This is a genomic window from Agromyces sp. Marseille-P2726 (genome assembly GCF_902809835.1).
In the GTDB taxonomy this organism is placed as follows: domain Bacteria; phylum Actinomycetota; class Actinomycetes; order Actinomycetales; family Microbacteriaceae; genus Agromyces.
On the sequence record NZ_CADDWM010000012.1, the window covers coordinates 81,728 to 103,437 of the forward strand.

Sequence of the window (21,710 nt, forward strand, 5' to 3'; positions counted from 1 at the left end):
AACGGCATATTCGGTTCGCAACCCCCTTGCGCCCTTCCTTCCGGGGTCTACGCTGGGAGAGTCGTTGGTGATCACTGGGGAAACGGGGTGCACATGAAGGGCAAGATCCTCTTCGTCGTCGGACTCGGCGTCGGGTACGTGCTCGGCACTCGAGCCGGCCGCGAGCGGTACGAACAGATCCGCAAGGCGGCCGAGCGGGTGTGGAACCAGCCGTCGGTGCAGCAGGGCGTCGGCACCGTGAAGGAATTCGCCACCGCCCGCGTCGGCGATCTCGGCGACACGGTGCTCGACGGCGTCAAGAACCTCATCGGCAACGCCACGAAGTCGAGCGGCGCCACCAAGCAAGACGTCAGCAACGCCGCGCGCTCTGCGAAGTCGAACATCTCGAAGGCGGCGGATGCCGCGCGCGCGGCCGTCGACGCCGCCACCGCCAAGCTCGACGACGCGGTCGACGATGCGGCCGAGGTCGCCTCCAAGTCGGCGAAGTCCGGCACGAGCAAGCCGAGCACGACGAAATCGCGCCCCGCCAAGCCGAGCCCGACCACGGGCGCGTCGGCACCGGGCGACGAGACCGCGTCGGCCGGCCTCTGACGGGAGGCGCACCATGGCCCTGCCGTCGAACGACGAACGGTCGCTGTTCACCCTGATCGGCGAGTTGCCCGACCGCGTGTCCGATCTCGTCCGCGCCGAGATCGACCAGGTCAAGGCCGAGATGAGCTACAAGGCCAAGCATTTCGGCATCGGCGCCGGCCTCTTCGCCGGCGCCGCGGTCGTCGGCGTGTTCCTGCTCTTCACCTTGATCGTCGCCGCGATCTTCGCGCTCGCCCTCGTGATGCCCGGCTGGGCGGCGGCCCTCACGGTCTCGGGCGTGCTGGTCGTGATCATCGTCATCCTGGTCCTGATCGCGATCGCCAACTTCAAGGCCGGCAGCGAACCGCTCGAGTCGATCGAGAGCCTCCGCAAAGACCTCGACGTCGTGAAGGGAACCGGCGAGTATGACCGCAACTGACGTCCCCGCTCGTCTCAACAAGCGCGACGCGAAGACTCGCGAGCGCAACCTCACCCGCCTCGAGGCGAAGGTCAACTCCGAGCGGGCGCGCGCCCAGTTCGCGAACACGCTCAACGCCCTGGAAGACAAGCTCAATGTCCCGAAGCAGGTCGGGCTCCGCGTCGACCGCGCCAAGGTCCGCCTGCGCCGAATGGCCGACGAGGAACCCGGCACGGCGATCGCGCTCGCCGTGGGCGTCGCTGCGGCAGTCGGCGTGACCGTCTGGCTCGTGGTTCGATCGGTCGCCGACCGCAGCTGAGCCGTCGCAATCCGAGGTCGCAGCGAGCAGAATAGGCGACGACCCGGTCCTGACGGAGGGAGCCGACGATGGCGTCGGACGACCAGATCGAAGACCAGCCCACCACCCGTGACGAAGGCCGGCCCGCCTTCGCCGATCGCGTCTTCGCGTCGGCACTCGGGGCGCTCGAACTCCTGAGCATCTACCTCGGCGACCGGCTCGGCTGGTACCGGGCGCTCGCCGAGGCCGGACCACTCGACGCTCCGACGCTGGCCGAGCGCACGGGCACCCAGGAGCGCTACGCCCGCGAGTGGCTCGAGCAGCAGGCCGTGTACGGCATTCTGGCCGTCGACGGCACGGGTGTCCGAGACACGGATGCCGCGGCACCCGCTCGCCGATTCTCGCTGCCGGCCGAGCACGCCGACGCGCTCGTGAACCGCGACTCTCTCGAGTACGTCGCCCCGCTCGGGCGGTTCGTCGCCGCCGTCGGCGCCCAGCTCGGCCCACTGCTCGAGGCGTACCGGAGCGGCGGCGGCGTCTCCTGGGCGCAGCTGGGCGACGATGCTCGTGACGCGCAGGGCGACATCAACCGGCCGTGGTTCCTGCAGAAGCTGGGCCAGGCACTCGAAGGGGTGCCTGAGGTGCACGACGCGCTCTCGCGGCACGGAGCCCGCATCGCCGACGTGGGCATGGGGCACGGCTGGTCGTCGATCGCGCTGGCGCAGGCGTATCCGAACGCTCGGGTCGAGGGCTTCGACGTCGATGCGGAATCGGTCGCCGCAGCGCGTCGGCACGCCGACGAGGCGGGCGTCGGCGACCGGGTGCGATTCCACCAAGTCGCCGGCGAGGGGATGCCGCAGGAGGGAGTCTTCGACGCAGCCTTCGTGTTCGAGGCCCTGCACGACATGCCGTTCCCGGTCGACGTGCTCGGGTCGATCAAGCGGGCCGTGAAACCTGACGGCGAGGTCGTCATCATGGACGAAGCGGTGGCCGACACGTTCGCACCCGACGGCGATGAGGTGGAGCGAGCGATGTACGGCTACAGCGTCTTCGTGTGCCTGCCCGACAGCCTGTCGACGCCGGGTTCGGTCGGCACCGGCACGGTGATGCGGCAGTCGACGCTCGAGCGTTACGCGCGCGAGGCGGGCTTCGCGGGAGCCGAGGTGCTGCCGATCGAGGGGTTCGCGGCGTTCCGGTTCTCGCGCCTCGTCCGGTGACGGATGCCGGCGGGATCCGCCCTTCGAGGAGCTCAGCAACGGGGCCCGTTTTTGGTCGTCGGCGGCGAAGGGGGGAAACTGGAGATATGTCTTCCCCCGCTGCCGAAGCGGCAGCCGACGCGCTCCAGACCGAATCCAACACCGAGCAGGCTCCTGAGGGCTACACGGTGTTCGCCGTGTTCCGCAAGGATCCCGCCCGACCCGACGACCTCGACGGCCGCGACGTGCCGCGCTTCGTCGACGAGCTCGACGGCGTCATCGCCACCGTCGAGGACGAGGGCGTGACCCTCCGCGGCATCTACGACGTGTCGGGCCTGCGCGCCGATGCCGACGTGATGCTGTGGCTGCACGGGCCCACCGCCGAGGGCCTCCAGTGGGCCATCCGCCAGCTGCGCCGGTCGCGCCTGTTCCGCGCGCTGCTGCCGACATGGAACGCCATGGGCGTGCACCGCGACGCCGAGTTCAACCGCGCGCACGTACCCGGGTTCCTCCGTGGCGTCGAGCCGAAGGGGTGGCTCACGGTGTACCCGTTCGTCCGCAGCTACGAGTGGTACCTCCTGCCGCCCGAGGCGCGCGGCCGCATGCTCGCCGAACACGGCCGCAAGGGCGCCGCGTTCACGCGCGTCGTCGCCAATACCGTCGCATCGTTCTCGCTCGGCGACTACGAGTGGCTGCTGCCGCTCGAGGCCGACGACCTCACCGACCTGGTCGACCTCATGCGCGACCTCCGCGCGACCGACGCCCGCCGCCACGTGCGCGAGGGGGTGCCGTTCTACCCCGGGCGCCGCATCACGACCGCCGAGCTCGTCGAGGTGGTGCAGTAGTGGCTGCGACCAACCTCGGGTCGACGGGCGAGCACGCAGCGACGGATGCCGCGGGCACCCCCCATCGAGGACGCAAGCCGGGGCCCGCGGCATCCGCCCCCTGTGCACCGGGCGCCGTCGGGCCGGGCGCGCCACCCGCCGCGCAGGCCGGTCCCGAGCACGTGACCGAGCCCGTCGCCTACGACGCGATCCTCCTCGCCGGCTTCGGCGGACCCGAGGGCCAAGACGACGTCATCCCGTTCCTCCGCAACGTCACCAGCGGGCGCGGTATCCCCGACGAGCGGCTCGAGGAGGTGGCCCACCACTATCGCCACTTCGGCGGGGTGAGTCCCATCAACGAGCACAACCGTCAGCTGAAAGCGGCCCTCGAGGCCGAGCTCGCGAGCCGCGGCATCCACCTGCCCGTGATCTGGGGCAACCGCAACTGGGACCCGTACCTCAACGACGCGCTCGCCGAGGCGCGGCAGCGCGGCTTCACCAGGCTCATCGCCGTCGCGACGAGCGCCTACAGCTCCTACTCGAGTTGCCGCCAGTATCGCGAGGACTTCGCCGACGCCCTCGCAGACACCGGGTTCGGCGAGGGCGCAGACGCCATCCAGATCGACAAGGTGCGGCAGTTCTTCGACCACCCGGGATTCGTGCAGCCGTTCATCGAGGGCGTGCGCGACGGCATCGCCCAGCTCGAGGCGGCAGATCCGGCACTGGATCGCACCACTGATCTCGAGGTGCTCTTCGCGACCCACTCGATCCCGTCGACGGATGCCGCGAAGTCGGGCCCTGCCGAGCGCGGGTTCGGTGAGGGTGGCGCCTACGCCGCACAGCACCTCGCGGTCGCCGAGGTCGTCATGCGCGAGGCGGGCGCCGGCGACGTGCCGTGGCAGCTCGTGTACCAGTCGCGCTCAGGACCGCCGTCGATGCCATGGCTCGAGCCCGACATCAACGACGCGATCGAGGAACTGCCCGCCGCCGGCCGCAAGGCCATCGTGATCGTCCCCCTCGGGTTCGTGAGCGACCACATGGAGGTGCTCTGGGACCTCGACAACGAGGCGCTCGAGACCGCGCAGGAGCAGGGGCTCGCCGCCGTTCGCGTGCCGACGCCCGGCACCCACCCCGCCTACGTCGCGGGGCTCGTCGACCTCGTGCTCGAGCGCGTGAACGGCACGCCCCTCGCCGACCGCCCCGCCGTCACCCGACTCGGCCCCTGGTACGACGTCTGCCGACCCGGATGCTGCGAGAACGTGCGTCTCGGGTTCCGCCCAGCGCTGGCGGGGATCGCGCCGTGATCGACGTCATCCGCGTCGGCACCCGGGGCAGCGCGCTCGCGATGGCCCAGACGAAGCAGATCTCGGAACGGCTCGGCAAGGCCGCGAAGGCCGAGATCGAACTCGTTCCCGTCACGACCCAGGGCGACACCTCGCGTGCGTCGCTCTCGACGATCGGCGGTACGGGCGTGTTCGCCGCCGCCCTGCGCGAGTCATTGCTGCGCGGCGAGTGCGATGTCGTCGTGCACTCCCTGAAGGACCTGCCGACGGCCGAGCATCCGGGTCTTCGCCTCGGCGCCGTGCCGAAGCGCGCCGACGCCCGCGACGCGCTCTGCGCCCGCGACGGGCTGACGCTCGAGACGCTTCCCGAGGGCGCGCGAGTCGGCACCGGCTCGCCTCGCCGCATCGCGCAGCTGCGCGAGGCACGCCCCGATGTCGAGGCCGTCGACATCCGCGGCAACGTCGACTCGCGACTCGCCCGTGTCGCGTCGGGCGAGCTCGACGCGGTGCTGCTCGCCGCCGCCGGCCTCGGCCGGCTCGGGCGGACCGATGCGATCACCGACCTGCTCGAACTCGCCGACTGGCCGACCGCTCCGGGTCAGGGCGCACTCGCGATCGAGATGCGACGCGAGCGCGGAGACCGCGAGCTCGAGGGTGCGCTCGACTCGATCGACCACCGTGTCACGCGTGCGACCGTGCTCGCCGAACGCCTCGTTCTCGCGGGGCTCGAGGCCGGGTGCTCCGCGCCCGTCGGTGCGACGGCCTTCATCGATGACGAACTTCTGTTCCTGACGGCGAGCGTGTACAGTGCCGACGGTACGAAGCGAATCACCAGCTCGCACGCAGCTACCCCCGACAGCCGCTCTGCCGCCGACCTGGCGGCCGCGGCTCGCGACGTCGCCGAACGCGCCGTCGCAGAACTCCTCGGCAATGGCGCCGCTGAACTTGCACCACCTGAGGAGTCAGTGTGACCGAATCCGACGCCCCGTTGACCGGCGCCATCAAGCTGCCCTTCCACGGCGGGAAGCCGTTGGCGGGCTGGCGGGTGCTGGTGCCTCGCGGCGGACCCTGGGGCGACGGCGTCGCCGCCGCGCTCCGTGCCGGCGGCGCGAGCCCGATCATCGCCCCGCTGATCAACTTCGCCCCGACCGACGACCAGCCGGCGCTCGAGGCCGCGCTGGCGAAGCTGGCCCGAGGCGAGTTCGACTGGGTCACCGTGACCAGCGCCACGACGGTCGACGTGCTCGCGTCGTACGGCGCCGTCATCCCCGAGACGACGAAGGTCGCAGCGGTGGGGGAGACCACCGCTGCCGCGCTCGTCGCAGCGGGGTACCGCGCCGACATCGTGCCATCCGAGGAGAACTCCGCCCGCGGGCTCCTCGAGGAGTGGGAGGCCGCGACCGGCGGCCAGCGCGGACTTCGCGTGCTCGCCCTCAGGTCGGCCATCGCGAAGCAGGTGCTCTCCGTCGGGCTCGCTCGGGTGGGTCACCACGTCGAGGCGGTCGTCGCGTACCGCACCGTGGGGGTTCCGGTCGCCCAGAAGGTGGGCGACGACGTTCGCGCCGGCCGGGTGAACGCGGTGCTCGTGACATCCGGAAGCGTCGCCGAGCAGGTGCAGCAGCAGCTCGGACCCATCCCCGAGACGACGCTCGTCGCGGCGATCGGTCCGCAGACGAAGCGCGACGCGGCCAAGTTCGGCCTCCGCGTCGATGTCGTGGCGAAGGAGCGCACGGCCGAGTCCCTCATCGACGCGGTCGTCGAGGCCGCGACCGCGCGCGCCTGACCGCAACTCGGTCTGCCGGTGCGATGAGCGGCAGCGGAGACGGTCGGGGTGAGTGCCCAGCCACCGGCACGTAGGCTTGATCGGGTGAGTTCCGCCCCCGTTCCCCGTCTCCGTCCGCGTCGTCTGCGCGAGTCGCCGGCATTGCGTCGCCTCGTGTCCGAGACCCGCCTCGACCCCGCCGACCTCGTGCTGCCGATCTTCGTGCGCGAGGGCGTCGACGAGGCCGTGCCCATCCCCTCGATGCCGGGCGTCGTGCAGCACTCCCTCGAGAGCGTGAAGGGCGCGGTGACGGATGCCGCGGCCGCAGGCGTCGGCGGCGTGATGCTGTTCGGCGTGCCCGAGGTGCGCGACGACGTCGGATCCGCCGCCACCGACCCCGACGGGATCCTCAACGTGGCGACCCGCGTCGTCGCCGACGAGGTCGGCGACGCCCTCGTCGTGCAGACCGACCTCTGCCTCGACGAGTTCACCGATCACGGCCACTGCGGCGTCCTCGATCCGCTCGGACGCGTCGACAACGACGCCACGCTCGAGCGGTACCGGGAGATGGCGCTCGTGCAGGCGGCATCCGGGTCGCAGCTGCTCGGCCTGTCGGGCATGATGGACGGCCAGGTCGCCGCGGTGCGCGACGCGCTCGACGGGTCGGGCCTCACGCACACGGCGATCCTCGCGTACTCCGCGAAGTACGCCTCGGCGTTCTACGGGCCGTTCCGCGACGCGGTCGAGTCGACGCTCGAGGGCGATCGGCGCACCTACCAGCTCGACCCCGGCAATCGCCGGGAGGGGCTCCGCGAGGCGATCATCGACATCGACGAGGGCGCCGACATCGTCATGGTGAAGCCGGCGGGATCGTACCTCGACGTGCTGTCGGATGTCGCAGCCGCGAGCGACGTGCCCGTGTGGGCGTACCAGGTGTCGGGCGAGTACGCCATGATCGAGGCCGCCGCCATGCACGGTTGGATCGACCGCCGTCGCGCGGTGATCGAGTCGATCCGCGGCATCAAGCGCGCCGGGGCCGACGCGGTGCTGACGTACTGGGCGACCGAGCTCGCGCGATGGATCCGGGAGGGCGCCGAATGAGCGCACCGTCGAACGCCGAGCTGTTCGCCCGCGCGCAGGCGGCCATCCCGGGCGGCGTCAACTCGCCGGTGCGGGCGTTCCGCTCGGTGGGCGGCACGCCGCTGTTCCTCGTCTCGGCCCGCGGCCCGTACGTCACCGACGCGGAGGGTCGCGAGTACGTCGACCTCGTCGCCGGCTGGGGCCCGGCGATCCTGGGCCACGCCCACCCGCGCGTCATCGAGGCGGTGACGGATGCCGCGAGCCGCGGCCTCTCGTTCGGCGCCTCGACGCCCGCCGAGACCGAGCTCGCCGAGCTCGTCGAGCAGCGCGTCGCCCCGGTCGAGAAGCTGCGGCTCGTCTCGACCGGCACCGAGGCGACCATGAGCGCCATCCGCCTCGCCCGCGGCTTCACCGGCCGCGACGTGCTCGTGAAGTTCGCCGGCCACTACCACGGCCACTCCGACGGCCTGCTCGCCGAGGCCGGCTCGGGCCTCGCCACGTTCGCCCTGCCGGGCTCGGCCGGGGTGCCCGCCGATATCGCGGCGCTCACGCTCGTGCTGCCGTACAACGACCTCGACGCCGTGCGTCTCGCATTCGAGGAGCACGGCGACCGCATCGCCGCGGTCATCGTCGAGGCCGCTGCGGCGAACATGGGCGTCGTGCCGCCGGCACCCGGGTTCAACCGCGCGCTCGTGGAGCTCGCCCATGCCAACGGCGCACTGGTCATCAGCGACGAGGTGCTCACCGGCTTCCGCGTCTCGGCCGGCGGCTGGTGGGGGCTGGAGGCGATGGTCGAAGCGGGCGCCTACACGCCCGACCTGATGACGTTCGGCAAGGTCATCGGCGGGGGGATGCCGGTCGCCGCGCTCGGCGGACGTGCCGACGTCATGGACCAGCTCGCGCCGCTCGGCCCCGTGTACCAGGCGGGCACGCTCTCGGGGAACCCGGTCGCCGTGGCCGCCGGCGTCGCGACCCTGCAGGCAGCGGATGCCGCGGTGTACGCGAAGCTCGACGGCGCCGCCGAGACCATCAGCGACGCGGTTTCCGACGCGCTCACCGCCGAGGGGGTCGCGCATCGCGTGCAGCGGGCGGGCAACCTGTTCAGCTTCGTGTTCGGCGCGGATGCGGCATCCGACGAGGTCCGCGACTACGCGGGCGTGCAGCGGCAGGAGTCGTGGCGCTACCCGCCGTTCTTCCACGCGATGCTCGATGCCGGGGTGTCGTTGCCGCCGAGCGTCTTCGAGGCGTGGTTCGTCACCGCCGCCCACGACGACTCGGCGATCGGCCGGATCATCGACGCGCTGCCGGCCGCGGCGCGGGCTGCGGCATCCGCCACGGTGGTCGAGTAGCGCCCGGCGGCGCCGGCGCGTATCGAGACCCCGACTCAGCACCCGCCCGCCGGCACCGCCAGCAACCACCCCCCGGCCGCCCCGAAAACCGGAGCCGGTCGTGAGTGCAGGCGGTTCGGGCCTGTTTGGGATGCCGCGACGGCGTGTCGGCCGGTAATCGAGGCGCGCGGAATCGTGGACGAAACCGTTACGGCATTGTGGGATGACGACATGCCGGGCGTCGGTCGCCTCCGGCAGGATGGAACCATGTCCCACCTTCGCGTGCACAACGACCGGATCGAGGTTCACCTCACACCGGCCGAGAAGGCGCTGGCACTGCGTGCCGACGACGTGGTGGTGCAACGCGATGACATCCGCTCGGCCACCGTCGCCGACGACCCGTGGGTGTGGATTCGCGGCATCCGCCGGCGGGGCACCGAGATTCCGCTCGTGGTCGCCGTCGGCGCGTGGAAGTACCACGGCGGCATGGACTTCGTCATCGTGAAGGGCAAGCGACAGGCGGTCGTGCTCGAACTCTCGGGCGGAGAGTTCACGCGCATCATCCTGAGCACGAACCACTCGGCCGCGCTCATCGATCGGCTGCGGCTCACCGAGCCGCCGAACGGCGACGAGCCCGAGGCCGCCGAATAGCGTCGGCGGGCCTCGAGTGGCCCCGGGTTGCCGCCGGAGCTCGTCGGCCACCCGGTGTCAGGCGAACAGGAACAGCACGAACGCGATCAGCGGCAGCGTGCCCTGGATCAGCGCGGCGCGCAGGTAGCGGCGACCGGTGGTGAGGAGCACCGCCGCGGCGAGCACCATGCACGCCATCGTGAACTCGACGAGCGCGATGCCCGGCAGCACCGCCCCCGACCAGTAGAGCACCAGGCCGAGGGTCGCGCCGAGGCCGAGGAAGAGGTTGTAGAACCCCTGGTTGTACGCCATCGGCCGCAGGGTGTCGGCCGAGGCCTGGTCGGCGACACCGAAGCGCTTCCAGGTCGCCGGGCGGGTCCACCAGACGCTCTCCATGAGGAAGATGTAGCCGTGCAGCAGCGCGGCGAGGGCGACGAAGATGCTCGCGATGACGGCCATGGCCGCGATCGTACCGGCAGGCGGCCGCGTTCAGGGGAGGCGGACGTCGCTGCAGCCGGATGCCTCGATCAGACGGATGCCTCGACCTGCTCCTGTCCGGCGGGCGCGGCCGCAGCCGGCTCACCCCTCTGCGAGAGCATGCTCCGGCCGAAGAACTCGCTGAGCTCCTCCCGCGCCGTCAGCGGAAGGATGCACGCGACGTACTGGTCGGGACGGACGACGACCACGCAGCCGCCGCGATCGATGCCGCGGGCGTCGAAGAAGTCCTCCTCCTTCGGGTCGATGGCGTAGACCTTCTCGTAGTCGATGACCTGGAACGGACCGACTCGGGGGAGGAAGATCTCGGGCACCCGGGTGAGGTCGACGTCTTCGTAGCGCTGCTGGTACACGACCTTGACGTCGAAGACGCGGTCGATGTCGGCGCCCGGCGGAGTGAACTGCGCGACGGGCGAGTCGTCGGAGGTGCCGACCCACTGCGCCCAGTCGGCCAGCGCCGAGGGCTCACCGGCAGCTGGGGCGTCGGCGAAGGCGTAGATGCGCCACCGGCCGTCGGCCCGGTGATGATGACCGAGGTGCATGTCGTTCGCGTCGGCGACCCGCACCACATGGGCCGACTTGAATCGCTTGCCGATCGGGAAGCCGGTGGCGAGGTCTTGGTGCGTGGCTTCGGCGGTGATCACCGACGGAACGTACTGCGTCATGAAGCCCGCGGGGAACTCGGCCGTGGCCGTGTAGAACTCGGCGAGCTGGGTCGGGCTCTCGAACTCCTCGGGCTTCTTGGCCATCATGGCCGCCCATTCCTTGTCGAAGTCGATGAGGTTCTGGGCGATGACCTGGCGCTCGCCCGAGTAGGTGGCGAGCAGCGACGCGGGGCTCCGGCCCTCGAGCACCTGGCCGAGCTTCCACCCGAGGTTGAATCCGTCCTGCATGGAGACGTTCATGCCCTGGCCCGCCTTGGCGCTGTGCGTGTGGCAGGCGTCGCCGGCGATGAAGACGCGCGGGTCGCGCGTTCCGATGAGCTCGACCGGCACGTCGTCGAACCGGTCGGTGACGCGGTGCCCGACCTCGTAGACGCTGCTCCAGGCGACGTTGCGAACGTCGAGCGTGTAGGGGCTGAGGATGCGATTCGCCTTCGCGATGATGTCGTCGAGCGGCGTCTTGCGCACCTTGCCGTGGTCGTCTTCGGGGACCTCGCCGAGGTCGACGTACATGCGGAAGAGGTAGCCGCCCTCGCGAGGGATGAGGAGGATGCTGCCGTCTTCGTGCGACTGGATGGCGCACTTCGTGCGGATGTCGGGGAAGTCGGTGACGGCCAGCACGTCCATGACGCCCCATGCGTGGTACGACACGTCGCCGACGTGCTTGCAGCCGATCGATTCCCGCACGCTACTGCGGGCGCCATCGCATCCGACCACGTACTTCGCTCGGACGACGCGCTCTTCGCCTTCGTTCTCACCTGCGCTGCGCCGGAGCGTCACGCGCACGGGGAACTCGCCCTCCTCCTCGACCTGGAGCGTGACGAACTGCCACCCGTAGTCGGGCGTGATGCGGGCCGGCCCGTTGGCGGCCGACTCGGCGAAGTAGTCGAGGATGCGCGCCTGGTTCACGATGAGGTGCGGGAACTCGCTGACGCCGTGCGGGTCGTCTTCGGCGCGAGAGGTGCGAACGATCTTCGACGGGTCGTGCTCGTCGGGAGACCAGAAGTTCATCGCGGTGAGGTGGAACGCCTCGGCGGTGACGCGCTCGGCGAAGCCGAACGCCTGGAAGGTCTCGACGCTGCGCGCCTGGATGCCGTCGGCCTGGCCGATGGCGAGTCGGCCCGCCCGCCGCTCGACGAGGCGCGTCATGACCGACGGATACTGCGAGAGCTGCGCCGCGAGCAGCATGCCGGCCGGACCGGAGCCGACGATCAGCACGTCGATCTCGTCGGGAAGGTCGGCCGGTCGGTCGAGGCCCGTGCCTTCAGCAGGAAGCACGCGCGGGTCTCCGGACACGTAGCCGTGGTGGTGGAACTGCATCGTCATCGATCCCTTCCCCGGACAGCGATGTCGAGGTGTTGTGCGGTGGCCGCATTCGGTTCTATATTAGAATCCCAGTCTCCATAATGGAGCGCTGCGAAAAATGGTAGTGCAGGTGACTCGGGCTCTGCAAGGTGACGCTGCACTCCTCACCACTCGAGAGGACGAGGTTGCCCACGACAGCACGAGCCGCCACCGACGGTGGCCGGGTCGCTCCGGCGTCGCAGACGCTGAGTCGCGGCATCCGCATTCTCGAGGTCCTCGCGGATGCCGCGGGGCCGCTCACCACCGATGAGGTCGCGAACGCGCTCGGCGTGCATCGATCGATCGCGTACCGCCTCGTTCGCACGCTCGAAGACCACGGCCTCGTCCTCCGCGATTCCGCAGGCGGTGTCGAGCTCGGCGCACGGATGGCGGCGCTCGCCTCGGGCGTCTCCCGCGACCTGCAGGCCGAGGCGCTCCCCGAGTTGACGGCCATCGCGAACGAATTCGGCATCACGAGCTTCGTCGCCGTGCTCGATCAGGCGGAATGCATCACGCTCGCCAGCGTGGAACCACGCCACGCCGTCGCATCCATGGTGCAGCGACCCGGCTCCCGGCACTCCGTCACCGTCGGCGCTCCCGGCAAGGTGATCCTCTCGATGCTCCCCCCGGCCGAGTGGCCCGAGAACGTCTCCGACCGCCTGCGGGCCGACGTGGCCGAGGTCGCGGTCACCGGATACGCGACGAGCCACGACGAGGTCATTCCGACCGTGCAATCGGTTGCGGTGCCGCTCGTGCTGCCCGCACGACGTCCGGCCGCCCTCGCCGTGGTGTACATCGGTCCCCGGTACGATCCGGCCGAGGTGGCCGAGCGGTTGCAGCGGTCGGCCGCCACGATTCGCGGCGCCCTGGGCGGCTGAGCTGCCCCGGGCGCACCTCGCTCACTCCGGCGCTGCCGGCTCCGCTCGCTCGATCGCGGCCGGCACGCCGAGGAACCGCTCCACCTCGGCGACGGATGCCGCGAGCGACCGTTCCTCGTCGCGGGTGAACGGCCGCCACGGCACGATGCGCACGGTGGCCTTCCTGCCCTGCACCACCGGCGCCCACCGGCCGGCCATGACCCCGTCGATCATCAGTGCATGGAGAGGGAACTCGGCATGCACCGGATTCGATCGCCCGGGTGGCAGCAGGTGCATTCGGGGCACCGCGTAGCCCATGATGTACTCGTCGTACGCCTGCAGCAGGTCGACGACCGGTCCGGTTTCCGCTTCACGAGCCGCGTCGCCGTCGTCGGAGCGGGCGGATGCCGCGGCCACCGCCTCGGCATCGAGCACGTGGGTGACACCGTCGACGTCGACCTGCTCGAGGCGTGCACCGTGCGCGGCGGCGCCGTCTGTGGCATCCGCGAATGCCTGCCGGGTGTCGCCGAGGGTGAAGCCCGACCACGCGGCGAAGTCGCGGTCGGTCACGGGCCCTCGCGACGCGATGAATCGCGCGGCGAGCTCGGCGAGCGCCTCGTCGCGAGGGCGCGGCTCGGCGGCGGGCACGCGATCGTCGAACGCCGCGTAGGTGCGCTGCTTGCCGACATCGGCCCCGCTGATCGCGACGCGTTCGAGCTCGGCGAGCATGAGCAGGTAGGTGAACGCGAGCCCGGTGTGCGGCAGGCCGCTCGAGTCGAGTGCCGCCGCGAGCTGCGAGCGAGTGCGATGCCCGCCCGCGAGCGACTGCGCGATGAGATCGAGCCCGCGCGTGGCGGTCTCGCCGTCGACGCCGGTTCGACGGTAGTACGTCGCGTTCACGCGGTGCACCCGCTCGGCCGACAGCTCGAGCACCCATCGCGCGTCGGCGGGGTGCAGGAAGTGCCACGTCGGCCGCAGCACGTGCGTGCGGAGGATCTCGCCGGCGTCGACCTGCGCGGCGACGGCCGCGGCATCGGGCCGGCGCTCGCTGGGTACCCGCACGGCGAGGCCGAACTGCGCGGGCAGGAACTCCTGCGACTGCACGGCGACGAACCGGCGCACGACCTCGGGTGCCGTCGCGTCGAAGGGCGCACGCAGCCCCTGTACCCGGAGGCGCAACTCGCGCAGCTCGGCGATGCGCACCGCTACGTCACGTCTCGGCGCCAGGTCGTGGCGCCGCCGATCACCGTCGCGATCACGCCGATCGCGAGCAGGACGAGTCCGCCCTGCCACCACTCCAGGCTCTGACCCGGACCGACCGCCGCCAGGGAGTAGAACGAGGCGCCGACCAGTGCATCGCTCGCCGCACCGGGCAGGAACTGGCCGATGTTCGCGGTGACCGAGTTGAGGGATGCCGCGAGCCGCAGCACGGGCTCCAGGAACTGGGTGAACGCGATCACGATGACGATGGTGGCGACCTGGTTCGGAACGAGCGACCCGAGGCCGACGCCGATCGTCGCCCAGAGCGCCATCGCGAGCACGCCGCGGGCGATGAGCGCCCAGGTGTCGCTGTCGTCGAGACCGGTTCCGAGCCCGAAGGCCGAGAGCGCCGCGGCGCCGAGGCCGACGGACGTGATGAACGCGATGACGCCCAGGCCCGCGCCCATGACGAGCTGCGAGGCGAACTTCGCACCCAGCACCAGCGAACGGTTCGGTTGGGCGAGGAACGTCGGCGTGAGCGTCTTGTGCCGGAACTCGCCCGTCACCGCCAGCGCACCGAGGAGCACGGGGAACACGAAGCCCACCGACGACGCGAAGCTGTAGATGAGGGGCGCGAGGAACTCACCGGGCGGAATCTGGGTGTTGCCCGCGGATGCGGCGGCATCGGGATTCTCGGACGCCCAGCCGAGGAACGTCCCGAGCCCGCCCGCCAGGAATGCGACGTAGGCGACGAGGAGGATGGCGAGCAGCCACCACATGCGCGTCGTGAACGTCTTCTGGAACTCGGATGCGATCGCACGCAGCACCGACATCACTGCTCACCTCCCTCGACGAGCGCGAGGAACGTTTCCTCGAGCCCCGATCGCCTCGCGTGGAGGGCTCTCAACTCGACGCCGCCGACGAACGCGGCATGACCGACGCGGCCCGGGTCGGGCTCTGCGACGACGAGCCCCTCGCCGTCCTCCGTGTATTCCAGCCCGGCCGCATCGAGTGCCGCGGCCAGCGCGACCCGATCGGGCGAGTCGACGATCGTCGCGGCCGCCGTCTGGGCCTCGAGGGTCGAGAGCGGGCCGCTCTTCACGAGTCGCCCGCGCGAGATGATGACGATGTCGTCGACGCTCTGCTGCACCTCGCTCAGCAGGTGCGAGCTCACGAGCACCGTGCGGCCCTCGTGCGCGAGGCTCCGCATGAACCCGCGGATCCACTTGATGCCCTCGGGGTCGAGTCCGTTGACGGGCTCGTCGAGCACGAACACCCCGGGGTCGCCGAGGAGCGTGTACGCGAGCGCGAGGCGCTGGCGCATGCCGAGCGAGTAGCCGCCCACGCGCCGGTCGGCGAACTCCGACATGCCGACCTGCTCGAGCACCGCCGGGACGCGCGAGCCCGAGATGCCCGCCGCGGTCGCGTACACCTTCAGGTGGTCGCGGGCCGAGCGGCCGGGGTGGAAGTTCGCGTCGAGGGCGGCGCCCACGGTCTCGAGGGGTCGATCGAGGTCCTCGTACCGGCGGCCGTCGAACGTCGCCGTGCCGGCCGTGGCACGGACGAGGCCGAGCAGCACCCGCAGGGTGGTCGTCTTTCCGGCGCCGTTCGGACCGAGGAACCCGGTCACGCGGCCCGGCTCGACGGCGAAGCTGAGGTCGTCGACGGCGGTCACCGCCCCGAATTGCTTGCTGAGTCCGGCGATCTCGATGCGGATGCCGCTTGCCATGCTGCTCCTCTCAGGTGAAGACGTACCCGGCCGCCGGGCCCGCGCCCCCACGCCCGCCCGGCGGTCGAGCCGCCTCACGGCAACAGTAACGAGAGCGGCGCGGCGGAGGCATCCGTCGCGGGGTGGAGACGCGCCCGTCGCGCGGGGGAGTCTGTGCGACCCGGAGTCGGACAGCCGGTTCAGCGGGCGGATGTCGCGGGCGGCACGCCCCCGGCGTAGAGATCGGTCGCGAGGTCGCGGAGCGCGCCGAGGGCGACCCGCTGCGGCATCGGCCCGTACGAGATGCGAGCGACGCCGAGCTCCTGGAGCCGCGCGGGAGCCGGCACCGACGGGGCGCCGATGACGCTGAGCCGGCACTCGCCGATGCCTGCCACGAGCTCGGCCACGGTGGCCTCGTCGAGATCACCGGGCACGAAGACGCAGGTGGCGCCCTCGTCGAGGAACGCGCGCCCGCGTTCGATGGCATCGGCGACCCAGACCTCGCGGGGGCGCTGCTTGCCGCGCACCCACGCATCGGTGCGGGCGTTCAACGCGAACGGCACGCCCTCGGCGTCGGCCGCGGCGACGGCGGCCCGCACGGCCGCGACCGACTCGTCGAGCGGCTTGAGCTGGTCTTCGAGGTTCGCGCCGACCACGCCCTCGCCGATCGCCCGCCGCACCGTCTCACCCGGATCGCCGTATCCGGCCTCGAGGTCGGCGGAGACCGGCACCTCGACCGCGCGAGCGATGCGGCCGACCATGTCGAGCATGAGGTCGACGGGGATCCGCTCGCCGTCGGGATAGCCGAAGGTCGCCGCGATCGCGTGGCTGGCCGTCGCGAGCGCGCGGGTCTCGGGCAGGGCGGCGATCGCCTTCGCCGACGCGACATCCCAGACGTTCACGACCTGCAGGAGCTCGGGCGACGCGTGGAGGCGCCGCAGCTCGGCGGCGGTATCGGCGAGGCTCATCCGCCCAGCCTAGGAGAGCGCGGCGCGCAGCCCGTCGAGCAGGCGCTCGACGTCGGAGGCGTCCGTGTATGGGGCGAGACCCACCCGAAGGCCGCCGTCGTCGCCGAGACCCAGGTGACGCGAGACCTCGAGCGCGTAGAAGTTGCCCGACGGTGCCAGCACTCGGCCGTGTGCCAGGGAGCGGGTGATGTCGGATGCCGCGTGGCCATCGAACGTCATGAGCAGCGTGGGCGTGCGGCGTGCGGCACGTGACCACACGGTGATGCCCGGAAGCTCTGCGAGCCCGTCCTCGAGTCGCACCCGGAGCGCGTCCTCGTGGTCGTGCAGGGCGGCGTACGACGCGACGAGCCGGTTGCGTCGCGACATCGCCGCTCCGGCGGCCTCAGTGTCGAGTGCCGCGAGCACGTCGACCGCGGCGGTCACGCCCGCGAGCAGCTCGTACGGCAGCGTGCCGAACTCGAACCGCTCGGGCACCACGTCGGTCGCCGGCAGGAGCTTGTCGGGCACGATCGTCTCGAGCAGCTCGGGCCGCGCGATGAGCACGCCGCAGTGGGGGCCGAGGAACTTGTACGGCGAGCACGTGAAGAAGTCGGCGCCGAGCGTGACAAGGTCGGGCAGTTCGTGCGCGGTGTAGTGCACGCCGTCGACGTACACGAGTGCGCCGACGGCGTGAGCGCGGGCCGCGATTCCCGGGATGTCGGGCATCGTGCCGATGAGGTTCGATGCGGCGGTGACGGCGACCATGCGGGTGCGTGACGAGAGCACTGAGGTCACGGCATCCGTGGGCAGCTCCCCGGACTCGGGATCGAAATCGGCCCAGCGCACCGTGGCTCCCACCCGCTCGGCGGCCTGCACCCACGGCCGCACGTTCGCGTCGTGATCGAGACGGGTCACCACGACCTCGTCGCCAGGGGCCCAGTCGCGCGACAGGTGGCGCGAGAAGTCGTAGGTGAGCTGGGTCGCGCTTCGGCCGTGCACGACGCCGGCCGGGTGCGCGTTCACGAGGTCGGCGACGGCGAGCCGGAACCCGTGCACGGTCTCTTCGGCGCGCACCTCGGACTCCCCGATGGTGCCGCGATTCGACAGGGGACCGGTGAGCACGGATGCCACGGCGTCGCCCACCGCGCGGGGCGTCTGCGTCCCGCCGGGCCCGTCGAACTGCGCCCACCCGAAGTCGAGCGAGGGGAACTGCGAACGGATGCGCGCGACGTCGTAGGCCATGACGGAGAGCATAATTCGCCCCGCCCTCGGGGGGCGTGACGGGCGCCGCAGGTCCTCCATAGGCTGGATCGATGCGCGCGACGAACCCGATCTCCATGCTGCTCACGAGCCTCACGGTCGTCGGATGCCTCGCACTCACGGCCTGCTCGGCGGCGGGCGAGGCGCCCGAGACCGAGCCCGCGTCGGGCGCGTCGGGCGCCGACACGCCCGCGAACGACGAGGAGCTCCTTCGCGCCATCCGCCCCTCCTTCACCGATTCGACCGATCGCGCCGCCGTCGCTGTGATCGATGCCGGCGGCGTGCGCACGGCGTTCATCGATGCCGACGAGTCGACCGTGTTCGAGGTCGGCTCGATCACCAAGGTGTTCACCGGTGAGCTGCTCGCCGAGGCGATCGAGCGCGGCGAGGTGCGAGCCGATGACGAGCTCGGCGCTCACCTCGATCTCGGCGACGCGCCCGTGGCATCCGTCACCCTGCGCGACCTCGCCGCGCACACCGCAGGACTGCCGATCTTCCCCGACGACCCCGAGTTCGTGGAGGCGGCCACGGCCGATATCGAAGCCGGTGGCGACGGCATCGACGCGACGCTCGACGACCTGCTCGAGCACGCTCGCAGCCTCGAGATCACGCCGGGTCAGGGCTTCAGCTACAGCAACATCGGCGCCGCGCTCGTCGGACAGGCGCTCGCCGCCGCGGCCGGCGCCGACTACGGGACGATCCTGTCCGAGCGGCTCCTCGAACCGCTCGGCCTCGACGGCGTGTCGCTGCCGCTCGATGACGCCGAGGTGCCGAGCGGGCACGCGGTTGGATTCGACTCCGACGGCGATGCCGTCGAGCCCTCGACGCTCGGGGCCTACGCACCGGCCGGCGGCATCCACGCGACGGTCGGCGACCTCGTGAAGTTCGCGAACGCCGTGATCGACGGCCAGCTCGCCGGGAGTGCGGCGCAGACCGACACGGTCGACGTCGGCGGCGGCACCTCGATGGGCTACTTCTGGAGCGTCGACGACCGCGGCGACCGCCGCATCGTCTCGCACAACGGACTGACGGGCGGCTTCGCGAGCGTGCTGTTCATCGACGTCGACGCGGGAACCGCGGCGATCGTGCTGTCGAACCAGGCCGACGGCATCGACCAGGTCGGAGAGACCCTGCTCGACCACGTTCGCTGAGCCGTGTCCCCGGGTCGGCTGGGCTGCGGGCTACCATTCAGGCATGGGCGGGGCGGGCGCTGAGGCATCCCGAACGGCGGTGGAATCGACGAGACGCGACGGGAGGCCGGCGGAACGACGCCGGTTCTCGCTGAGCGCGCTGCTCGACGGCTTCTTCTTCGTGTTCGCGGGCTTGGCCGCCATCTGGTTGGCGTGGCTCCTGTTCACCGAGTCGTTCACATTCGGGTGGTGGGGCATCGCCGGCTTCGTCGTGTTCTGGGCCCTGCTCGCCTATCTCGTGCTCCCGCGCCTGCATCGCATCCTGACCTCCATCTACGTGCCCGACTACTTCATCGGACGGACCCGAACGAGCGACGGACTGCTCGGCGACCCGGTGAACCTGGCCTTCCTCGGCGACGAGTCGCAGGTGCACGCCGCCATGGCGAAGGCGGGCTGGACGCGCGCCGACGACATCACGCTCGCCTCGAGCTGGCGCATCATCACCACGACGCTCACGCGCCGCAGCTACGACCAGGCACCGGTGAGCCCGCTCTTCCTGTTCGGCCGGCAGCAGGACTTCGCGTACCAGCAGGAGGTGGAGGCAATCCGGCCAAGCGCCACCACGTGCGATTCTGGCGCTGCCCCGACGACTGGCCCCTGCCGGGTGGATACCGGGTCGACTGGCTCGCCGCGGGCACCTTCGATCGAGCGGTCGGGTTGTCGTTGTTCACGCTGCAGGTGACGCACAAGATCGACGCCGACACCGACATCGAGCGCGACCACATCGTGGCGACGCTGCGCGCGGCCGACCCCGCCCTCGGGGTCGACGTGCTTCGCGATTTCTCCACGGGATATCACGCGCGCAACGGCGGCGGCGACACGATCCAGACCGACGGGGACCTGCCGGTGGTCGACGTGCGCGGCGTGGCAGGCGCCGCCGGGTTGCCCGTCGCGCAGAGCGAGGTGGGCCCGTGACCTCCGTCGACAAGCGCCCGGCGTTCGAGGTGCCGGCCGAGCTGGCGACGCCCGTTCCCGTCGACGCTCCGAGGCGACGACCGGTGGCGACGGTGGTCGGCGCGGCGCTCGTCGTGCTCCGTGTGCTCGGGGGCGTGATCTGGCTCATCGCACTGACGCTGCAGTGGCCCGACGTGCTCTCCGACGAGTTCGACACCATCTCCGCGGAGCAACTCAGCAGCGAGGATGCCCGGGCCATCGCTGCTGCCGGTCTCACCGTGGTGCTGGTGATCGGCGGCGTCATCCTGCTCGTCGAGCTCGTGCTCGCCGTGCTCATCTACCTCGGGTGGAACTGGCCGCGCGTCGTGGTGATGGTGTTCGCCACCCTGAGCATCAGCGGGGCGTTCGCAGCCTGGTGGGCGGGCGACCAGGAGATCACGCTCCAGACGACCCTGCTGACGCTGTCGCTCGACATCCTCGTCATGCTCGCCCTGTCGAGTCGCGCGGCGCGCGACTATGCGCGAGGCAGGCGACGCCGCGGCTGACGCCCGCTCAGCCGAGCCCGACGGCCCGGCCGCCGATCTCGAGCCCGAGCCAGCCGGCGAGCGAGTCGAGCTCGCTGAACACCGCCTCGACGACGTCGCGGGTGAACGGCTCGTCCTCGTGGATGGCGTCGACTCGCAGCACGCCCTCGGCCCGGTCGGCGGTGGCATCGACCTTGCCGACGAGGCGGTCGCCGATGAGGATCGGCATCGCCCAGTAGCCCCAGCGCCGCTGGTCGCGTGGCTTGTACATCTCGAGCACGTACTCGTAGTCGAACAGGTCGGCCAGACGCGCGCGATCGAAGACGAGCCGATCGAGCGGCGAGAGCAGGGCGGTTCGCTCGGCGAGCGGCTCGTCGGCCTGCTCGAGCGACCGAGGGTCGACCCGCCACGTGCCGCGCAGACCCTCGACACGCGCGGGCTCGCCGATGCCGCGAGTGTCGATCGGCTCGTTCGGCGATCCGCCGGCCTTGCGCTCGCGAAGGATGCCGAGCGACGCGAGGCGACGCTCGTTGCGCCGCCGGTACGCCTCGACGTGATCGAGCTCCGGCACGTCTGGATACACCCGCTCCGCGAGGTCCCACAGGCGCTGGCCATCACGACGGGCCGAGACCGCGACGTCGCCGCACATCATCAGGCATTCGAGCATCGTCGTCACGTTGCGGTCGTTGGTCCACCCGGTGGACGACCAGGGCACCGCCGAGGTGTCGGGGAGCTCGGTCGCGGGCAGCGGTCCGTCGCCGCTGAGCCGGACCAGGATGTCGCGGCGGAATTGCTCGTTCGCCGCCATCCAGTTGCGCGTGCGCTCGTGCTTCGGCCACCGCTTCATCGACGGGCGGAACAGCACGAGGTCCTCCATCGGCCGGACCATCAGGTCGAGCTCGAAGAGGGTGCGATCCCGCTCGAGTCCGCGAACGAGCTCGGCTGGGTCGTACCCTTCGCCGAGCCGGCTCCAGAGCACGACGTCGGCGCTCGGGGCGATCGCCGAGATCGGATCGACCTTGACGAACGTCAGTGGCCGCAGGGCGTCGAGCACGTTCGACGGCCGGGCCGCCTCGAGCGCCTGTGCCCGCACGGCGACCCGTCGTGCCTGCGCCTTCGTCAGCCGGGCCGGCTCCACTGCCACCCGATCAACGTACCGGGAGCCGACATGGGCGGTCGGCAGAGCGGATGCCGCGGGCGCCCCCATAGGCTGGGAGACGACGACCGCCACGCACCCACC

Annotated in this window: 22 protein-coding genes and 1 pseudogene; 15 read left to right on the forward strand and 8 right to left on the reverse strand. The window is 71.2% G+C overall.

The window, feature by feature from the left end; all coding sequences use genetic code 11:
- Positions 1-93 precede the first annotated feature (93 nt).
- The 11 genes from HUS56_RS06620 to HUS56_RS06670 all read left to right on the forward strand — a co-directional run bounded on the left by HUS56_RS06620 (position 94) and on the right by HUS56_RS06670 (position 9,410).
- Entirely contained in the window at positions 94-591 is a 498-nt protein-coding gene (locus tag HUS56_RS06620; RefSeq protein ID WP_173922613.1) for a hypothetical protein, read from the forward strand.
- Positions 592-604: 13 nt separating this feature from the next.
- Entirely contained in the window at positions 605-1,009 is a 405-nt protein-coding gene (locus tag HUS56_RS06625) for a phage holin family protein (RefSeq protein WP_173922614.1), read from the forward strand.
- Positions 996-1,307 carry a DUF3618 domain-containing protein gene (locus tag HUS56_RS06630; RefSeq protein ID WP_173922615.1) on the forward strand — a complete coding sequence of 104 codons (312 nt, stop codon included), beginning with the start codon at positions 996-998 and terminating at the stop codon, positions 1,305-1,307. Before HUS56_RS06625 ends, HUS56_RS06630 begins: the two co-directional genes overlap by 14 nt.
- Positions 1,308-1,375: 68 nt before the next feature.
- The gene (locus HUS56_RS06635) at positions 1,376-2,503 is read left to right on the forward strand and encodes a bifunctional 2-polyprenyl-6-hydroxyphenol methylase/3-demethylubiquinol 3-O-methyltransferase UbiG (RefSeq protein ID WP_173922616.1); all 1,128 of its coding nucleotides are present in this window, start codon (positions 1,376-1,378) and stop codon (positions 2,501-2,503) included.
- An 86-nt stretch (positions 2,504-2,589) separates the two neighbouring features.
- Complete coding sequence (gene hemQ, locus HUS56_RS06640; protein WP_173922617.1) at positions 2,590-3,327, forward strand: hydrogen peroxide-dependent heme synthase; 738 nt, start codon at positions 2,590-2,592, stop codon at positions 3,325-3,327.
- Positions 3,327-4,610, forward strand: coding sequence for a ferrochelatase (locus tag HUS56_RS06645; RefSeq protein ID WP_173922618.1), 1,284 nt, complete (start codon positions 3,327-3,329; stop codon positions 4,608-4,610). The genes hemQ and HUS56_RS06645 overlap by 1 nt, the downstream gene beginning before the upstream one ends.
- On the forward strand, positions 4,610-5,560 hold the full coding sequence (gene hemC, locus HUS56_RS06650) for a hydroxymethylbilane synthase (RefSeq protein ID WP_256368796.1): 951 nt from the start codon (positions 4,610-4,612) through the stop codon (positions 5,558-5,560). The genes HUS56_RS06645 and hemC overlap by 1 nt, the downstream gene beginning before the upstream one ends.
- Positions 5,557-6,372, forward strand: coding sequence for a uroporphyrinogen-III synthase (locus tag HUS56_RS06655; protein WP_254431324.1), 816 nt, complete (start codon positions 5,557-5,559; stop codon positions 6,370-6,372). The genes hemC and HUS56_RS06655 overlap by 4 nt, the downstream gene beginning before the upstream one ends.
- A gap of 141 nt (positions 6,373-6,513) precedes the next feature.
- Positions 6,514-7,452, forward strand: coding sequence for a porphobilinogen synthase (gene hemB, locus HUS56_RS06660; RefSeq protein ID WP_254431352.1), 939 nt, complete (start codon positions 6,514-6,516; stop codon positions 7,450-7,452).
- Entirely contained in the window at positions 7,449-8,780 is a 1,332-nt protein-coding gene (hemL, locus tag HUS56_RS06665) for a glutamate-1-semialdehyde 2,1-aminomutase (RefSeq protein ID WP_173922621.1), read from the forward strand. Before hemB ends, hemL begins: the two co-directional genes overlap by 4 nt.
- Before the next feature lie 246 nt (positions 8,781-9,026).
- A complete protein-coding gene (locus HUS56_RS06670; protein ID WP_173922622.1) occupies positions 9,027-9,410 on the forward strand; it encodes a hypothetical protein in 384 nt (127 codons plus the stop codon).
- 57 nt (positions 9,411-9,467) lie between these two features.
- Here the strand turns inward: HUS56_RS06670 and HUS56_RS06675 are convergent, their stop codons facing one another.
- Together HUS56_RS06675 and HUS56_RS06680 are read right to left on the reverse strand one after the other, a co-directional pair.
- Entirely contained in the window at positions 9,468-9,848 is a 381-nt protein-coding gene (locus HUS56_RS06675; RefSeq protein WP_173922623.1) for a DUF1304 domain-containing protein, read from the reverse strand.
- A gap of 68 nt (positions 9,849-9,916) precedes the next feature.
- A complete protein-coding gene (locus HUS56_RS06680; RefSeq protein WP_173922875.1) occupies positions 9,917-11,866 on the reverse strand; it encodes an FAD-binding monooxygenase in 1,950 nt (649 codons plus the stop codon).
- A 170-nt stretch (positions 11,867-12,036) separates the two neighbouring features.
- On the opposite strand from HUS56_RS06680, the gene HUS56_RS06685 reads away from it, so the two are divergent.
- Positions 12,037-12,768 (forward strand): IclR family transcriptional regulator, encoded by a 732-nt coding sequence (locus HUS56_RS06685; RefSeq protein ID WP_173922624.1) that lies wholly within the window; start codon positions 12,037-12,039, stop codon positions 12,766-12,768.
- Positions 12,769-12,789: 21 nt separating this feature from the next.
- On the opposite strand, the gene HUS56_RS06690 is transcribed toward HUS56_RS06685, so the two are convergent.
- From HUS56_RS06690 to HUS56_RS06710, 5 genes are all read right to left on the reverse strand, one after another.
- Entirely contained in the window at positions 12,790-13,950 is a 1,161-nt protein-coding gene (locus HUS56_RS06690; protein ID WP_173922625.1) for a winged helix DNA-binding domain-containing protein, read from the reverse strand.
- Positions 13,951-13,952: 2 nt separating this feature from the next.
- On the reverse strand, positions 13,953-14,780 hold the full coding sequence (locus HUS56_RS06695) for an ABC transporter permease (RefSeq protein WP_173922626.1): 828 nt from the start codon (positions 14,778-14,780) through the stop codon (positions 13,953-13,955).
- On the reverse strand, positions 14,780-15,676 hold the full coding sequence (locus HUS56_RS06700) for an ATP-binding cassette domain-containing protein (protein WP_173922627.1): 897 nt from the start codon (positions 15,674-15,676) through the stop codon (positions 14,780-14,782). Before HUS56_RS06700 ends, HUS56_RS06695 begins: the two co-directional genes overlap by 1 nt.
- A gap of 179 nt (positions 15,677-15,855) precedes the next feature.
- Entirely contained in the window at positions 15,856-16,623 is a 768-nt protein-coding gene (locus HUS56_RS06705) for an isocitrate lyase/phosphoenolpyruvate mutase family protein (protein ID WP_173922628.1), read from the reverse strand.
- Positions 16,624-16,632: 9 nt separating this feature from the next.
- Entirely contained in the window at positions 16,633-17,844 is a 1,212-nt protein-coding gene (locus HUS56_RS06710; RefSeq protein ID WP_173922629.1) for a cysteine desulfurase-like protein, read from the reverse strand.
- 71 nt (positions 17,845-17,915) lie between these two features.
- Between HUS56_RS06710 and HUS56_RS06715 the strand changes: the two genes are divergently transcribed.
- The 3 genes and pseudogenes from HUS56_RS06715 (at position 17,916) to HUS56_RS06725 (ending at position 20,491) form a co-directional block, all read left to right on the forward strand.
- The gene (locus HUS56_RS06715; protein WP_173922630.1) at positions 17,916-19,013 is read left to right on the forward strand and encodes a serine hydrolase; all 1,098 of its coding nucleotides are present in this window, start codon (positions 17,916-17,918) and stop codon (positions 19,011-19,013) included.
- Between the two features lie 43 nt (positions 19,014-19,056).
- A pseudogene (locus HUS56_RS06720) lies at positions 19,057-19,967 on the forward strand (LssY C-terminal domain-containing protein).
- Positions 19,964-20,491 carry a hypothetical protein gene (locus HUS56_RS06725; protein ID WP_173922631.1) on the forward strand — a complete coding sequence of 176 codons (528 nt, stop codon included), beginning with the start codon at positions 19,964-19,966 and terminating at the stop codon, positions 20,489-20,491. Before HUS56_RS06720 ends, HUS56_RS06725 begins: the two are co-directional and overlap by 4 nt.
- A gap of 7 nt (positions 20,492-20,498) precedes the next feature.
- Here the strand turns inward: HUS56_RS06725 and HUS56_RS06730 are convergent, their stop codons facing one another.
- Complete coding sequence (locus HUS56_RS06730) at positions 20,499-21,614, reverse strand: DNA glycosylase AlkZ-like family protein (RefSeq protein ID WP_371808298.1); 1,116 nt, start codon at positions 21,612-21,614, stop codon at positions 20,499-20,501.
- Between the last annotated feature and the right edge of the window lie 96 nt (positions 21,615-21,710).

Coding starts and splice junctions, on each gene's coding strand:
- HUS56_RS06620 (WP_173922613.1), top strand. CDS start 94: ATGAAGGGCAAGATCCTCTTCGTCGTCGGACTCGGCGTCGGGTACGTG.
- HUS56_RS06625 (WP_173922614.1), top strand. CDS start 605: ATGGCCCTGCCGTCGAACGACGAACGGTCGCTGTTCACCCTGATCGGC.
- HUS56_RS06630 (WP_173922615.1), top strand. CDS start 996: ATGACCGCAACTGACGTCCCCGCTCGTCTCAACAAGCGCGACGCGAAG.
- HUS56_RS06635 (WP_173922616.1), top strand. CDS start 1,376: ATGGCGTCGGACGACCAGATCGAAGACCAGCCCACCACCCGTGACGAA.
- hemQ (WP_173922617.1), top strand. CDS start 2,590: ATGTCTTCCCCCGCTGCCGAAGCGGCAGCCGACGCGCTCCAGACCGAA.
- hemL (WP_173922621.1), top strand. CDS start 7,449: ATGAGCGCACCGTCGAACGCCGAGCTGTTCGCCCGCGCGCAGGCGGCC.
- HUS56_RS06670 (WP_173922622.1), top strand. CDS start 9,027: ATGTCCCACCTTCGCGTGCACAACGACCGGATCGAGGTTCACCTCACA.
- HUS56_RS06675 (WP_173922623.1), bottom strand. CDS start 9,848: ATGGCCGTCATCGCGAGCATCTTCGTCGCCCTCGCCGCGCTGCTGCAC.
- HUS56_RS06680 (WP_173922875.1), bottom strand. CDS start 11,866: ATGCAGTTCCACCACCACGGCTACGTGTCCGGAGACCCGCGCGTGCTT.
- HUS56_RS06695 (WP_173922626.1), bottom strand. CDS start 14,780: ATGTCGGTGCTGCGTGCGATCGCATCCGAGTTCCAGAAGACGTTCACG.
- HUS56_RS06700 (WP_173922627.1), bottom strand. CDS start 15,676: ATGGCAAGCGGCATCCGCATCGAGATCGCCGGACTCAGCAAGCAATTC.
- HUS56_RS06705 (WP_173922628.1), bottom strand. CDS start 16,623: ATGAGCCTCGCCGATACCGCCGCCGAGCTGCGGCGCCTCCACGCGTCG.
- HUS56_RS06710 (WP_173922629.1), bottom strand. CDS start 17,844: ATGGCCTACGACGTCGCGCGCATCCGTTCGCAGTTCCCCTCGCTCGAC.
- HUS56_RS06715 (WP_173922630.1), top strand. CDS start 17,916: ATGCGCGCGACGAACCCGATCTCCATGCTGCTCACGAGCCTCACGGTC.